Annotated in this window: 15 protein-coding genes and 1 tRNA gene; 6 read left to right on the forward strand and 10 right to left on the reverse strand. The window is 55.3% G+C overall.

What is annotated here, in order from left to right:
- Window positions 1-117 precede the first annotated feature (117 nt).
- Together aroQ and ABJ205_RS05870 are read right to left on the reverse strand one after the other, a co-directional pair.
- A complete protein-coding gene (gene aroQ / locus ABJ205_RS05865; RefSeq protein ID WP_348156439.1) occupies window positions 118-558 on the reverse strand; it encodes a type II 3-dehydroquinate dehydratase in 441 nt (146 codons plus the stop codon).
- A complete protein-coding gene (locus ABJ205_RS05870; RefSeq protein WP_348156437.1) occupies window positions 519-917 on the reverse strand; it encodes a BLUF domain-containing protein in 399 nt (132 codons plus the stop codon). Before ABJ205_RS05870 ends, aroQ begins: the two co-directional genes overlap by 40 nt.
- 135 nt (window positions 918-1,052) lie before the next feature.
- Here ABJ205_RS05870 and ABJ205_RS05875 point away from each other — a divergent pair, with 135 nt between their 5' ends.
- Window positions 1,053-2,189 carry a hypothetical protein gene (locus ABJ205_RS05875; RefSeq protein ID WP_348156434.1) on the forward strand — a complete coding sequence of 379 codons (1,137 nt, stop codon included), beginning with the start codon at window positions 1,053-1,055 and terminating at the stop codon, window positions 2,187-2,189.
- Window positions 2,190-2,204: 15 nt separating this feature from the next.
- A complete protein-coding gene (locus ABJ205_RS05880; RefSeq protein ID WP_348156431.1) occupies window positions 2,205-2,648 on the forward strand; it encodes a MarR family transcriptional regulator in 444 nt (147 codons plus the stop codon).
- 8 nt (window positions 2,649-2,656) lie between these two features.
- On the opposite strand, the gene ABJ205_RS05885 is transcribed toward ABJ205_RS05880, so the two are convergent.
- The 4 genes from ABJ205_RS05885 to ABJ205_RS05900 form a co-directional block, all read right to left on the reverse strand.
- Window positions 2,657-3,070 carry a holin family protein gene (locus ABJ205_RS05885; RefSeq protein ID WP_348156429.1) on the reverse strand — a complete coding sequence of 138 codons (414 nt, stop codon included), beginning with the start codon at window positions 3,068-3,070 and terminating at the stop codon, window positions 2,657-2,659.
- 80 nt (window positions 3,071-3,150) lie between these two features.
- Window positions 3,151-4,032, reverse strand: coding sequence for a CoA ester lyase (locus ABJ205_RS05890; protein ID WP_348156426.1), 882 nt, complete (start codon window positions 4,030-4,032; stop codon window positions 3,151-3,153).
- 36 nt (window positions 4,033-4,068) lie between these two features.
- A complete protein-coding gene (locus ABJ205_RS05895) occupies window positions 4,069-6,210 on the reverse strand; it encodes a TonB-dependent receptor plug domain-containing protein (RefSeq protein ID WP_348156423.1) in 2,142 nt (713 codons plus the stop codon).
- A 118-nt stretch (window positions 6,211-6,328) separates the two neighbouring features.
- Window positions 6,329-6,405: transfer RNA gene (locus ABJ205_RS05900), tRNA-Pro, on the reverse strand.
- A gap of 297 nt (window positions 6,406-6,702) precedes the next feature.
- Here ABJ205_RS05900 and yajC point away from each other — a divergent pair.
- The 3 genes from yajC (at window position 6,703) to secF (ending at window position 9,699) form a co-directional block, all read left to right on the forward strand.
- Window positions 6,703-7,032, forward strand: coding sequence for a preprotein translocase subunit YajC (yajC, locus tag ABJ205_RS05905; protein WP_348156421.1), 330 nt, complete (start codon window positions 6,703-6,705; stop codon window positions 7,030-7,032).
- Window positions 7,033-7,107: 75 nt separating this feature from the next.
- Window positions 7,108-8,706: a protein translocase subunit SecD gene (secD, locus tag ABJ205_RS05910; RefSeq protein WP_348510020.1), complete on the forward strand. Its 1,599-nt coding sequence runs from the start codon at window positions 7,108-7,110 to the stop codon at window positions 8,704-8,706.
- 15 nt (window positions 8,707-8,721) lie between these two features.
- On the forward strand, window positions 8,722-9,699 hold the full coding sequence (gene secF, locus ABJ205_RS05915; RefSeq protein WP_348156415.1) for a protein translocase subunit SecF: 978 nt from the start codon (window positions 8,722-8,724) through the stop codon (window positions 9,697-9,699).
- 12 nt (window positions 9,700-9,711) lie between these two features.
- On the opposite strand, the gene ABJ205_RS05920 is transcribed toward secF, so the two are convergent.
- On the reverse strand, window positions 9,712-10,908 hold the full coding sequence (locus ABJ205_RS05920) for a glycosyltransferase (protein WP_348156413.1): 1,197 nt from the start codon (window positions 10,906-10,908) through the stop codon (window positions 9,712-9,714).
- Window positions 10,909-10,996: 88 nt separating this feature from the next.
- A complete protein-coding gene (locus ABJ205_RS05925; RefSeq protein WP_348156411.1) occupies window positions 10,997-11,593 on the reverse strand; it encodes a helix-turn-helix transcriptional regulator in 597 nt (198 codons plus the stop codon).
- 105 nt (window positions 11,594-11,698) lie between these two features.
- Here ABJ205_RS05925 and ABJ205_RS05930 point away from each other — a divergent pair, with 105 nt between their 5' ends.
- Window positions 11,699-12,181: a DUF6456 domain-containing protein gene (locus ABJ205_RS05930; RefSeq protein WP_348156408.1), complete on the forward strand. Its 483-nt coding sequence runs from the start codon at window positions 11,699-11,701 to the stop codon at window positions 12,179-12,181.
- 48 nt (window positions 12,182-12,229) lie between these two features.
- Here ABJ205_RS05930 and ABJ205_RS05935 read toward each other — a convergent pair whose 3' ends face one another.
- Entirely contained in the window at window positions 12,230-12,823 is a 594-nt protein-coding gene (locus tag ABJ205_RS05935; RefSeq protein WP_348156405.1) for a uracil-DNA glycosylase family protein, read from the reverse strand.
- Window positions 12,820-14,640, reverse strand: coding sequence for an ATP-binding cassette domain-containing protein (locus tag ABJ205_RS05940; protein ID WP_348156402.1), 1,821 nt, complete (start codon window positions 14,638-14,640; stop codon window positions 12,820-12,822). The genes ABJ205_RS05935 and ABJ205_RS05940 overlap by 4 nt, the downstream gene beginning before the upstream one ends.
- Window positions 14,641-14,707 lie beyond the last annotated feature (67 nt).

Below are 14,707 nucleotides of genomic sequence, written 5' to 3' on the forward strand. Positions count from 1 at the left end.
CATTCCCTCTGAGGTGACCCAATTTAAGCTCGAGTGCCTATTCACCCGAATTGTGGCTGGCAAGTGGCAATTGCAATGAAACTGCAAAGTTTCTGTTCATGGGCTACGCTTTAAGGATCAAACTTCATCTGACGCTACGGCGTCCAAGGCCATGGTGTAGCTTTGTGCGCCGTGACCCTCGACCGTCTTTGCAGCAACCATTCCGACATAGGACAGATGGCGGAATTCCTCGCGCGTTTTAGGATCAGACAGGTGCACTTCGATCACTGGCGTTTTGATCGCCTTGATCGCATCGAGGATCGCTATTGATGTGTGGGTGTATGCTGCGGCATTGAGCAAGACAGCCCGCGCGCCTTCTGCCTGCGCCTCGTGCAGCCAATCAACCAGCATTCCCTCGTGATTGGTCTGCCGCATATCGATCGTAAACCCGTGCTCGCGCGCCTTATCTTCGAGCATTCCTGCAATTTCATCGAGGGTGGTGGAGCCGTATATCTCGGGCTCCCGCAGGCCAAGGAGGTTTAGGTTGGGGCCGTTGAGGACGTAAACTGTGTCTGACATGCGGGATAGCTTAGCTGTTTGTGCGAGCCGCGCAAAGCGAAGATACTCTTGGCAGCGGTCATATCTACAAGCTTTTCAGCAGCCGCTTTTATAGCTGCAGAAGCATCGGCAAGCAGGGGACTAGCTTGTGCAGGGTCTGTATCATCATCTGGCAGCGGATCCCGCTTCAATCGGTCTATCGGATCGTCGATAGCAGAATACAGGCCTTTTATGACCTGAAAAAACCGCCCGTTTGCGTAGATCAATAAGCCCGTAACTTGCACATGCACATTGTTTCTAACTGACTTTCCAATGATGTTGGAAACATCACCAGACCCAAAGCTGTCTGCGGCGTAGCTGATATAGGCCAATTGCATCATGCGGCTAACGCAAGCTCACGACATTGTAGGTACGTTAGCGTGCTCGAACACTCCAAGAGGGTCCATGTTCTTGACAAGATTTGATGTCTAACTACATCCATATAATTAGATATCAACTTAAATGGTGTAGCGCTGATGAATAGACGGATGGTTTTTGCGGCTGGCTTGGGCGGGACGGGGTTGGTTGCTGTCGGTGGAATCTGGCGTGTAACTCGAATGCCTGATGGCGCATTTGAACCTTGGGTGGCTGCTGGGAATGAGGTGCAAGATGTGCGGCTTGATGCATTTCGTCACGCGATCCTTGCGCCCAATCCTCATAATAGACAGCCGTGGCTGATCGAACTGGTTGGTCAAGACGAGGCGATTGTCTCCTGTGATCTCGAAAAACGCCTTCCAGTGACCGATCCCTTTGATCGACAAATCACGATCGGATTTGGCGCATTCTTAGAGGTCGCTCGCATTGCAGCGGCCCAAAGAGGGATCGCAATTGAGGTTGATCTGTTTCCGCAAGGAGAGGCACAACCTAGGCTCGATAGAACTCCAGTGGCGCGGCTCAGATTTGGTGGGCAGGAAATTGCAAATCCCGATCCCCTGTTCGATGCGATTGTGCATCGCCGTTCGAACAAGGAGGCTTACGACACGGCCCGCGTGGTTGAGCCCGCATTGCTTGACGACATTTTGAAGTCCGGGGGTGAGGGCACCGCTCAATCGGCCCGAATAGGCCCTATCAAAGATGAAATCTTAAGCTCGATCAACGCAGAGCTGGCAACACGCGATGCCTATATGGAAAGCGTCGATTTGATGCGGATAGGCCATGAAGAGGTCGCAGCCAATCCCGATGGAATCGATCTTACCGGACCAATGATTGAGGCGGGAATCGTGACCGGCCAAATCAGCCGTGAACAGCTCGCCGATATGCAAAGCAATGCGTACAAGATTGGCGTTGAACAGACGAACGAGACCCACGGCTCTGTCCCTTCGCTTATCTGGATTAAGACGCCGTCCAATACGCGCGCAGACCAAATTGAGGCGGGCCGTCAATATGTCCGGGCAAATCTGCGTGCGACCCAATTGGGCCTTTCAATGCACCCGATGAGCCAGAGCTTGCAGGAGTATTCGGAGGTCGCAGACAGTTGCCGCGCGGTGCATGAGCTTTTGGGGGCTAGCGGGGAGGAGCGTATTCAAATGCTTGCTAGGGTGGGCTACGGTCCTCGAACGGGCCCGAGCCCGCGATGGCCCATCGTTACATTTGTGATCCCTCAGACCAGCTAAGGTGAAAAGCTATCTATGACTGACCGTCCCGATCTCTTCGGTTTCTTCAATGAGATTGGGATAATCAACCAATTGGCGAGCGCTGCATTCTGCGCAGCTTTGCCAAAGGGTATGACGATTGCACAGTTCACCATTCTCAATCACTTCGCGCGCCTTGAGCCTGGGCCAACGCCGCCAAAGGATCTTGCGGCGGCTTTCCAAGTGACCCGTGCGACGATGACCAGCACATTGACCCGCATGGAACGCGCTGGGTTTGTCGCAATAAAACCCAATCCTGAGGATGGGCGGGGCAAGCTCGTTTCCATCACCAAAAAGGGCCGCGCAATGCGAGAGCAGTGTATCGGCCTACTTCAAAACCCCATCGCAGAGGCAGGAGCGGTTCTGGCAAGTGAGGACATCGAGGCGCTGCTACCTCAGCTCGCCTCAATCAGAGCAAAGCTTGATCGCGCAAGGGATTGAATTTGTGCCTATTTGTCGACGCCTTTGACCTTACCCCATTGCCGCGCGGCGGTGTAGCCGAGGTAGCCTGTACCAAATAGGGCGTAGAGGGGTTCTGGCAGGCCGGCGAGATAGGCGTTCATTCCGCTGGCGATGTCCTTGGCCGCTTCCGGGTTGAACGCGCTCAAGAGCCCCATTGGAAGCGCGGTCAGGATCAGGACGTACATCACATAAAGGAAACTTGGGCGCGCGCGGCTTGTCCATGGGTCATTGGAGTTTGCCTCCGCCACAATGGCTTGTAAGCGCGCCTCGATCATATCCATCTCTTGGGAGCCTTCGAGGCGGATGAGTTCAAGCTGCGCCTTTGCACGCGCTTCTTTGTCTGGGATGATTTTATCAAGCAGTTTGGTGATCGGGCCGATCAGCGAATTGAGAAGTCCCATGCAAAAGCGCTCCCTTTTTGCGAGTCGCTCAATCAAATAATCAAATCGGTTCGTGTAGGAAAATTCAATAACCTTATTGCTTAGTTTCCTGCCTCAGCCAAGAGCCGCTCAGCCAAAGCAAGGTGCGGGCGGTCGATCATATTACCGTCAAGCTGAAGCGCGCCTGCGGTGGGATTGTCGGCGAATGCTTGAACTATTGCGCGGGCATGTGCGAGTTCTTCCGCGCTTGGCGTAAACGCTGCATTGATTGGTGCGATCTGGGCAGGGTGAATGGCTAGCATCCCGCGAAACCCTTGCGCGCGCATGCTACGGGCCCGGCTTTCCAGCGCCTCAAGATCGCGAAATTCGGGTTGGACGGTTTCCAAAGGCATGACGCCAGCCTTGATCGCCCCAAGAAGGCAAAGACTGCGGGCCAATTCGAAGACATGGGTGTATTCGCCATCAGGTCCGCGTTGCTGGCTTGCGCCCAGTTCACTGGAGAGGTCCTCTGCACCCCAACTCATCGCGGTGAGGCGAGGTACGGCGTCATAGGTGCCAGTTGTGAACATTGCAGCCGCCGTTTCGGTCACGAGTGCTGCGACCTTAGTAGAGCCCGCCTCGATACCGGAGGCTTCTTCCAGCGGAGTGATCATAGTGTCGAGGGTTACGACATCATGCCCGCCTTCTGCTTTCGGCAGGAAAATACCGCCAGGCCCAGCGGCAATTACGGTTTCCAGGTCCCCTTGCGTCCAATCACCCGAAAGCGGGTTCACCCGGACCCAAACGCGGCGCTTGTCTGGCGCTGATGCAATGGCATCTGACACCATTTTGCGGGCCTCTGTTTTTTGGTCGGGCACGACCGAATCTTCAAGATCGAGAAGGGCGATATCGGCATCGCTTGCAATGGCTTTTGCCATCTTCTTCTCGCTGTCGCCGGGGGCAAACAGCCAGCTGCGCATCTTGATTGGGGCGGTGTCGCTCATTGTGGGTCCTCTTTTAAGAGCCCCGCGATAGTCCGCTTAAAAGGTTCCTTCAATCTCAAGCGTGAAGATCTGCCCAAAGGTGCGGTCCCGGTCTTCGCGAAAGTCGACAACTCCCGCCGCCCGGTCGAGGAAAACTATGCGGTCAACCTTGTTGGTCCGATCAAGGATGTTGCTGATCGCAAGGCGCACAACCAAGCCTTCGACATCTTTGTTTTCGACGTAATATCCAGCAAACCCAAAGGTTTCACGTCGATCCAGAATTTGATCTAGCCGAACACTTTCCGCTTGATCATTCCAAAATGCCGTCACACCTGTGGCCCAATCCGACGATGCGAAATCATGACGCAGTTCAAAGTCGATCAGCTTTGTTTCAAAGCTTGAAAGGTCACGGCTGACATCAAGCAGCGGGTCGCGCACTGAACTGCCCGCCAGACGGAACTCTGCGTCAAAGCGAGTTCCTTCCCATCCAAAGCCATCAGACAAAATCGTCACATCACCTTCGAAACCATAGGTGCGGGCAGATGGGATGTTGCCTGACGCCTGACCGCCGCCATCGATTGGGATCAAGTCCACGATGTCGGATGCGTCCTCATAAAACGGTCGCAAGGCAAGTGTACCCAGTGCGCCAAGTCCAATATTGGCCTCCATCTCGAAGCGCCAGAATTGCGGCGGCACCAGATCGACATTCGACACATTTGCGTTGTCGACATCCAGGTCGACCGAAGCGATGAAGTCAAAGAAATTGAGCTGACCCACCTGACGCTCGATCCGGCCGGACAGATTGACAGTGTTGCTTGCTTTCCAATCCAGCGCGACAAAGCCTTTGGGCCGGTAAAATGTTCGGGTTAACCCGGTTGGACCGTCTTGACTGATGCGCGAATATTCTGCCCCAAGGCTGGTTTGTAATTGCAAATTTGATGCAAGCGGACGGCTGTAGGTGACGGTTGCTTCTGCGCGGTCCTCTTCGACCCTGTCCGTTGCGCCTGTTAGGACTTCTGGCTGCAAAATGCCTTGATCATCGCGAACTTCGAGCGACGCGTTGATATCGAGGAAGTTTTTGACACCTTCAACCGCCAGTACAATATCGCCGCCGACCGCGCCGAAGTTAAACTCGCTCCGCAGAATCGTCTCGGCCTCATCTGCGTCACTAGTGAATAGGGTTCCTTCTGGCGGGCTGCCATCGGCAAACTCTGTAATGGCCGAGGATGTTGTGGGGCTGTCTTCATATCGGTGATAGCCGATAAGTTTCAAGCGTCCGCCGATCAGGGGGAATTCATAGTCTGCGCCGACTTCAAAATTGAACTCGTCCTCGGTATTGCGCAAGGTTCGAAAACGGTCGACCGGGTCAAGCGAACCAGACCGCTCAGAAGTTTCGCCGCTACGGCGAATGAACCCGTTCACCTCGCCTGTAAAGTTGAAGATGTTGCCATTGTCTGCGCTGCGTGAATAGGAACCCGACAAGCTAATTGTGTTGAACGAGGCATTCGTTTGTTCATCGCGCGTATCGATCAAATTGTCGGCGTCATCAAAGACAAATTCGAGGCCTTCGTCGCCGCGTTTGGTGGAATCGTTTTCAAACGAGAGTGTCCATTCGTTTTTTGCGCCGCTACCGGCCAAAGAAACGCGTCCTTCAAGAAGGCGGGGCGGGGTGCCACTGGTGCGGATTTGTGGGGCGTAGCGGAACGTTCCGGTGACACCGCCGTTTCGGGCGGTCACGACGTTTAGAACCTGACCCGTGAGCCCGCCAATATCTAAGCTTGCGCCATCGACAAGTTCCAATCGTACGACTTCTTCAACTGGAATCCGGCCAAGCGCCTCTACCGGGCCGTTGGACTTTCCCGAAATGCGCCGACCATTGATAAGCACATTGGTATCCGCCGCACCAAGGCCGCGTGCGCCGTCGCCTTCGCGAATGGAAAAGCCGGGCACTTGACGCGCCATATCGCCCGCGCTGCGCGGGGCGAAGCGCGCAAAGTCCTCTGGTGTGAATGTCGCCCTCGTCCCATTGTTGGCATCTGCGGCTTCGGGTTCGCCAGAAAGATTACCATCGGTTGCGAGCGTATCTGAAGTTTCGCTTTGCTCCTGCGCAAACACAGGGCTCGCGCCTAAAGCTAGCCAAGCAGCGCCGGACAGCAGCGTTGTTCGGATTAGGGGGCATTTTACAGGCGTTAGGTTCATGAAATTTCCTTGCGCGCGCCTGAAATCAAAAATCTCGTTGAATTGACAGCACCAAAGGACGAAGCGACCCTCTGTTTCGATTAACAGCTTTGAGATGAAATTTTTGGGGATGCTCCACTGGTCGGGAAGACAGGATTCGAACCTGCGACCCCCACACCCCCAGTGTGATGCGCTACCAGGCTGCGCTACTTCCCGAACCGGTGGAGAGGCGCGCCTATAAGCGGCTCCAATGGCGCTGGCAAGCGGGATGAAGGCGAAATCGAAGACTGGTTGTTCGGCATGGAAGAATATGGCCTGCTTTACCGCCTTAATTGCGGGGTTGATTGCGAGCGCCTTGCATTGCTGCTACGCGCGCCCACTTAGGCCCGATAACAATTGCATTCGGGAGCGGGATTAAGGGATTTAGAAGAGGCGAGGCCACCCGGTTTAGTCATATCCTATTTGATGCCGCTTGCGATTGCAGATCACCAAAAAACATAGGTTTTATAAGACATGCTTGAACTTCTAACCGCAGCTGCTGCAGGTGCAGGCGAAGCGCCGCCAGCTTGGATCAACTGGCTCCCGATTGTTGGTATGGTTGTGATCTTCTGGTTCCTGATCATCCGTCCTCAGATGAAGCGCCAGAAAGAGCATCAGGCAAAGGTCTCTGGCCTTAAAAAGGGCGATCAGGTGGTGACCCAAGGCGGTCTGGTTGGCAAAGTTATCAAAACCGATGACACCTATGCCGAGATCGAGCTTGCTAAAGATGTGCGCGTGAAAGCGGTAAAGCACACTATCGCCGACTTGATCGAGCCGGGCAATAAGTCCGCTGCCAACGACTAAAATGCTCCTGCGCGCCTTCGGATGACGGGGCGCGGTACATTTCCAAACCATCTCAAATAGGATCAAAGCGCACACATGCTTGATACCCCACTCTGGAAGAAAATCTCGCTTTGGACTTTGACCCTTGCGCTAGTCGCGGCGGCTTTGCCTTCGTTGTTATCTACATCGGGCATCGACCTCGGAGAAAACGCACCGCAGGTGAACTTGGGCCTTGATTTGGCTGGTGGATCGCACCTCTTGCTCGAAGCTGACCCGGATGATGTGGAGGCAGAGCGGCTTGAGAATATGGAAGAGTCGGTTGAAGCGGCTCTACGCGCAGCGAACCCAGAGATCCGGTTTGGCGATACTTCACGCAGCGATGGACGGCTTTCGCTTCTTTTGGATAGCGCATCTGACATCGACCGCGCGCGCGGTATTCTTGAGCCTTTGATGTTGGGTAACGATGGGTCGCTAAGGCCGGATTGGGAACTCGAAGTCATCGATACCCAGCGCCTTGTTCTGGTCCCCACCGATAGCGGTCTTGATGTCGCGGTGAACAATGCGATGGAAAGCGCGATCGAGGTTGTGCGGCGGCGTATTGACGAACTTGGCACGCGAGAGCCGACAATTGTGCGACAGGGCACAACACGTATCGTTGTTCAAGTGCCGGGGCTTGAAGATCCTCAAGCGCTGAAAGACTTGCTTGGCCAGACAGCTCAGCTTGAATTCAAGCTGGTCGATCAGCAGGCGCTGCCAAGCAACACTGAGGCGGGCGTTGCCAATCCGGGAAGCCAGATTTTCCCTTATGGTGACGATTCACAGTTTGCAGGCCGGTTCGAAGCGGTAAAGCGGCTGGGCGGTATTCGCGGTGACAGCTTGACCGGCGCGCAGGCCGGTGTTGACCCGCAAACCAATGAGAATGTCGTCAACATCCAATTCGACCAGCAAGGCGGACAAAGATTCGCTCAGCTTTCAACAGAGAACGTGGGCGATCGCTTTGCCATTATTCTTGACGGCGAGGTGATTTCGGCACCGTTCTTTAACGAACCAATCCTTGGCGGAAGCGCGCAAATCTCAGGCAGTTTTAATCCGGAAAGCGCCAATCAGCTGGCCATTCAGCTGCGTTCGGGTGCTTTGCCTGTGCCATTGACGGTAATTGAAGAACGCACGGTTTCCGCAGAGCTGGGTGAGCAATCCATACGTTCAGGCATGATTGCGATGCTGATCGGCAGCCTCGCGGTGGTCGCTCTTATGATTGCGACCTATGGGCGATTTGGCGTTTACGCGACTGGGGCCCTGATCATCAACGTACTGATCCTGCTGGGCCTGATGGCTATCGGCAACTTCACTTTGACCCTGCCGGGCATCGCTGGCTTCGTGCTGACGGTCGGTGCGGCGGTGGACGCCAATGTGCTCATCAACGAACGCATTCGTGAGGAGCGCAAACGCGGGCGTAAGGTCATCACCGCCGTAGAGAATGGCTATAAAGAGGCCAGCCGCGCAATTTACGATGCGAACATCACCAATTTTATCGCAGGCGCATTGCTGTTCTGGTTCGGTTCGGGGCCCGTGCGGGGCTTTGCGGTGGTTCTGGTCATCGGTCTTATCACATCAGTTTTCACCGCGCTCATTCTGACGCGCATGTGGGTCTCGGGCTATCTCGCTTCGAACCGCCCCAAAGACATCAACATTTAAGAGGGGCCAAAGACCATGAAACTTCTGAAACTCGTCCCTCAAGACACAAACATCAAATTCCTGCGTCTGCGTCTGCCATTCTTTATCGCAAGCATGCTTTTGATAGTAGCAAGCTGGGGCATTGTGGCTGTCAATGGCCTCAACCTCGGCATCGACTTCGCCGGCGGACAGGAAGTGCGCCTTACCTTTGAAGAGGGCAATGCTGCGCCTGTTAACGAGCTGCGTGAAACCGTCGCTACGCTTGGCTATGGCACGCCGGTAGTGCAGGAATTTGGTTCTCCCAATGAGGTGAGCATTCGTGTGCCACTGCCCGAAGGTGTCGAGGATACGCCCGGAGCAGCCACCGCTATCGGTAACGAAGTCGTGGCTGCGATTGAAAGCGGTTATCCCGATGTTCGCACCGACGGAAACCAAACTGTCTCGGGCAAGGTCGCAGGCGAATTCAGCCGCGATGCGGCGCTGGCCCTGTTGTTCGCTATGATTGCTGTCGCGCTTTACATTTGGATCCGGTTCGAATGGCAGTTTGGCGTGGGCGCGTTGTTTGCCCTGTTCCACGACGTATCGCTGACCCTAGGTATGTTCGCGTTGTTCCAGCTCGAATTTAGTCTTCAGATCATTGCGGCGATTTTGGCGATCATCGGTTATTCTTTGAACGATACGATTGTGATTTTTGACCGCATTCGTGAGAACCTCAAGAAGTACCGCAAGATGCCTTTGCCGGAGCTTTTGGATCTTTCTGTCAACGAAACGCTGGCGCGTACGGTGATGACCTCGCTGACACTGCTGGTAGCGCTTTTGCCGCTTCTCCTGTTTGGTCCTGCAAGCCTGTTTGGCCTTGTGGCAGCGATCACAGCAGGTCTCTTTATCGGGACATATTCAAGCGTTTATCTTGCATCGCCAATTCTCATTTGGCTGGGTGTGACTTCGGATAGCTTTGTTCCCAAAGAGACCGAGGCAGATATCCAAGAGAAGAAGGTTCTGGGCGAGTTATAATCTCGCGTGCACTTAGTGCTGAACCACTAAACCTTCATAGTATGCGGCAAGTTCAATCGCATTGGTTTGCCAGCTGAACTTTTCCGCCATTGCCGCCACAGCTTGGCGCATTGGCGGATTGTTCAGCACCGATTGAATGCCTGCCGCAACGCTTTCAGGATTGCGATCAACCAGCCGTCCTGCGGTGGAATTGGTGATGATCTCGCGCGCGCCGCCCACGTCACAGGTGACAACAGGCGTCCCGCAGGCAAGCGCCTCGACCCATGCATTAGCAAGACCTTCATTCGCGGTGGGCAGCACCATCACATCGGCTGCCGATAACACCAACGGCAGAATGTCGTGGTCGACAGAGCCTGCAAAATGCACCCGTTCTGCAACGCTCAAATCACGCGCAAGGTCGCGTAAATGTGCCTCGTCATCGCCTTTGCCAATAAGCACGAGGCTCGCCCCTTCGATCTTGGCCAAAGCGGCGATTGCAACATCCTGACCCTTACGTTCAATCAGCGCGCCAACGCACACAAGGAGCGGCGCATTGTCTCCAATTTGAAAACCCAACTCAGAACTAAGTTGCGCGCGCAATTGTGTATGCGTGAGAGGGCGAAAGCGGTCGCGATCAAGCCCAGTGTAATGCACTTGGATTTTGTGACGCGGCATGCCGACTGCCGCCATCTCTTCGGCCATCGAACCGCTAACCGCCAGCAGACCGTTTGCCCGGTTCGCAGCCTCGATCATTTGCTCGCGCGCAAAGTCCAGAGTGCCCCAATAGGTAATATCTGAACCTCGCGCCTTGAGAGAAAAGGGCAGTCCCATTTCTTGCGCGATCCACGCAGCGGCCGGGCCATCGGGAAAGAAGAATTGCGCATCAATGAGATCGATCGGGCTCTCGGCATGAATGCGTCGAACCACGGGCAAGGCTGCCTTCGCGATTGCTGATGCGTTGCGCCGCGCACCCACCGCAGGGATCAAGGTAAAGCGGGGACGGTGCACCGAAACGTCGTGCTCTTCGCTGTGCTCAGGAAGCTTGGCCAAAGCGCGGTAACGTCCCAATGCAACCGGGGGTAGGCCAATCGGATTGACGACGCTGACCTGCCAATCGCCCCGTTCAGCACCGCGCTTGGCCAACGCTTCCAATGAACGCGCCACAAAGGTCCCAAACCGCGGGTTTACCGCATTGGGATAGAGTGTGCTGAGGGATAAAACATGCTTCACAAGCGGGATGTTCTCCGATGGCTATGCGCAGAATAGCGAGGGGGAGTTAACGAGTTAATCGTTGAACCGTGTAATTCAAAGAGCCAGTTCAAAGGGGCCGCACCAGCATGACCGCGACAGCGATCCAGTCGGGGTTGTCGATTACCTGCTGCTTTTGTCCTGCCTGAGCGGGAAGAATGCCTATAAGCGGCCCGCGCCGATCAATCAGGCGTCCAAAGGCGAAACGCCCTCCTGGACGTGGAACAAGGCAGTCTCGGTTCATCGCGTTGAGGAAATCGGTATCCTTCGCGCTCCATGCGTCCATCTGCCGCAGCCAGACGGTATCCCCGGGCCGGTATTCGCCGATAGGCGAGGTCACCTCCAGGACAAGCATCGGTTCGTCCTCTTCCTGTGCTGCTATCTCGCTTGGCAGGATTGCGTCGCGCGGTGTTTTGAGCGGTTCTGGGTCAGAAAGTCCAAGTTGAACAATAACTTGCGCGCGGGGGGTTTTGTCAGAGCCGAGCAATACTTGCGGGTCAACGCCCAGCGCAGTTCCGATCCGTTCCAACCATTTCGTGGAAAGGTTGCGCATGCCTGTTTCAAGCCGGCCGATGGTTTGCGCGGTTGTTTCGGGCCGGCACGCGGCGGCCAGATCCGCGAGCGTCATTCCTCGTGCCTTCCTAACTTCGCGAATACGATTGATCATCCTGAGTACCTCAAAAATAACCTATTTGGACATTTTCCCTTTCCTACATCACCGGAGGCGATGCAAGCCCCGATTTCACCGCTGCGGTAAAATTGGAGTAGATATATGCGCAAACTGGCTGAGCGAGAACTGACATCGGAAGGACCCAAGCGTGCTGGCGGCGCTAAAGGTGGGCGGCGTAGCGTGACCGTTAATCTGGGCGAGTCCCCGATAGCTTGGCTGCATTCTCGTGGTCATTTGACGGATCGCCTATTTGATGCAGGCGAGGCATTGCGCAGCGATTACGAGCGGGCGCAATTGTCGCCCAATGTGACGATGCGTTGGGACCCGGTGCGTGTTAAAACGGGCAATAGAGGAAGTGCAGAGGCCGGGCTTTCTCCGAGTGAGAGGCAGGTGGCGGCAAAAATGCGCTTTGACGGAGCCATTGCGCAGGCTGGAAAAGGATTGGACGACGTTTTGTGGCGTGTGGTTTGCGCCGGTGAGGGGCTCCCGCAGGCGGAAAAGGCACTTGGCTGGCCAGCACGGAGCGGCAAACTTGTTCTGCAATTGGCACTGGAAAGGGTAGCGGATTTCTACCGCATCAGATGAGGCGCATTTTTTGCCCGTGGACAGTGTGTCAAGTGTGTCAAACGGACCTTATGAAAGCCGTTCAGCTATTTGTTTTTGAAGTCGAGGCACAACTTCATTTTGGTACCATGGATTGCGTCCCATCCACATTCGGACCCGCCAAGATGGATGAGGCAAAGGGATTGCGGGGCCAAGCGCATCACTAATGTGTTCACCGTTCTTAACCCGGTCTGTCAAAGAGGTTTTGCGCGTTTGCGGCAGATATTGCGCTTGGGCGTAACTGCCAACCAAGAGTGTCAGACGATTCTTGGGAAGAAGCGCAAGAATGCGGTCATGCCATTGCGGTGCGCATTCCTTGCGCGGAGGGGCATCGCCGCCTTTGGCTTTCCCCGGATAGCAAAAGCCCATGGGCATCAGGGCAACTTTTTGTGCGTCGTAAAATGCGTCTTTTGTAAGGCCAAGCCAATCGCGAAGTCGATCGCCGCTGTCATCGTCCCAAGGCACTCCGCTTTTGTGGACCTTTGTGCCCGGAGCTTGGCCGATTATGAGGATGCGCGCCTTTGCAGAAAATTGGACAACGGGCCTGGGACCGAGAGGCAAGTGATGGGCGCAGATTGTGCAAGCATTAATCTCTCGATGGAGCGTGTCTGCCAGTTCGTTCATCCCTCAACCTGTTCTGCGATTGTCAGCCATCGTTCTTCTGCTTCATCCTTTTGGGAGCGCGCGTTTTCAAGCCCTTTGGATATAGTGGCGAAGCGTTTTGGATCGGATGCAAACAATTCTGGATCAGCGAGTATGGTTTCTGCCTTGGTTATGGCGGTTTCAAGTTCTTCGATACGCCCGGGCAGAACCTCGTAATCGCGCTGATCTTTGTATGAGAGTTTGGCCGGCTTCGATTGCTCCGACGTGGGCGTGGCCGCTTTGACCGGCTCCGCACGGGATGCTTTGGCCTTGCCGGTAATCGGCTTTCGGCGCTTGGCCTCCCAATCCTCATAACCGCCTGCGACAATGTCGACGCGGCCGGTGCCGTCCAGACCAAGCGTCACAGTGACCGTCTTGTCGAGGAAATCGCGGTCGTGGCTGACTATCAAAACGGTGCCGTCAAAGTCAGCGATCACCTCTTGCAGGAGGTCCAATGTTTCAAGGTCGAGGTCGTTTGTTGGCTCATCGAGGACAAGCAGATTGGCTGTTCGGGCAAATTCACGGGCGAGCAGCAAACGCGATCGTTCACCGCCCGACAAAATACCGACCTTTGTGTCGACGATCTTGGGATCGAACAGAAAGTCCTTGAGATACGCTTGAACATGTTTGCGGCTCCCACGAACATCAATCCAATCGCCGCCCTCAGCCAGAATGTCGCGCACGCTGGAACCGGGTTCAAGCAAGCGGCGCTGCTGGTCGATCATCACACCGCTCAGGGTGCGGGCATGGCTGATCATGCCGCTGTCGGGCTCAAGTTCCTTGGTTAGCAGTTTGAGGAGGGTCGTTTTGCCTGCGCCATTGGCACCCACAATCCCGATTCGATCACCATTTTGGATACGCAAGGTGAAAGGTTTGATGATCGCCCGGCCATCATAGGATTTAGAAATGTCCTCAGCAACGATAACCGATTTGGATTTAAACTCTTCATCATTTGCAAGCTTGAGCTTGGCAGCGCCGCTATCGGAAATCATTGCCGCACGGGCAGCGCGCATCTGATGGAGTTTTTCAAGGCGGCCTTGGTTGCGTTTGCGCCGGGCAGTCACACCGCGTTCAAGCCAGTGAGCCTCAATTTTGAGCTTTGCATCCATCCGCTCAGCCGCGCGCGCTTCCTCGGCATAGACTTGCTCTTCCCAGGCCTCATAGCCGCCAAAGCCAACCTCTTTGCGGCGCATAGTCCCCCGGTCGAGCCACAAGGTGGCACGGGTCAGACGCTTAAGGAAAGTCCTGTCGTGGCTGATTGTGATGAAGGCGCCCTTATATCGCTTCAACCAATCTTCGAGCCAATCGATCGCGGTCAGGTCGAGGTGGTTTGTGGGCTCATCCAGCAAGAGCAGATCAGGGTCTTGTGCAAGTGCCCGGGCAATTGCAGCGCGGCGTTTCTCACCACCACTCGCAGTGCTCGCATCGGTTGCCATGTCGATGCCAAGTTGTCCTGCGATCGATTCAACTTCATGTGCGGCTGGTGCGTTTTCCCCTGCCAGCGCAAAGTCCATCAACGTATCAGCCGCGCTGAAGTCGGGTTCTTGTTCAAGAAACACGATGCGTGTGCCCGGTTTTACCCGCCGCATGCCCCGGTCCGCTTCGATCCGGTCTTCGATCAGTTTGAGCAAGGTGGTCTTGCCCGCTCCATTACGCCCAATCAGCGCAAGGCGGTCTCCGGGCAGGATATGCAGGTCAATCGGCTGGGCACCATCCCCGGGTTGAGGTCCGCCAAAAAGCCAGCGACCGCCTTGCTGCAGGGAAAGACCTTCCCAAGAGAGGATTGGTGGTTGTGCCATAGTTCCGCGCAACTAGGGGCTTGCGTCACACCTGCCAAGTCGGTTCAGTACTCGCTCATGCACAAAG

The organism is Erythrobacter sp. (assembly GCF_039988855.1).
Lineage (GTDB): Bacteria > Pseudomonadota > Alphaproteobacteria > Sphingomonadales > Sphingomonadaceae > Erythrobacter.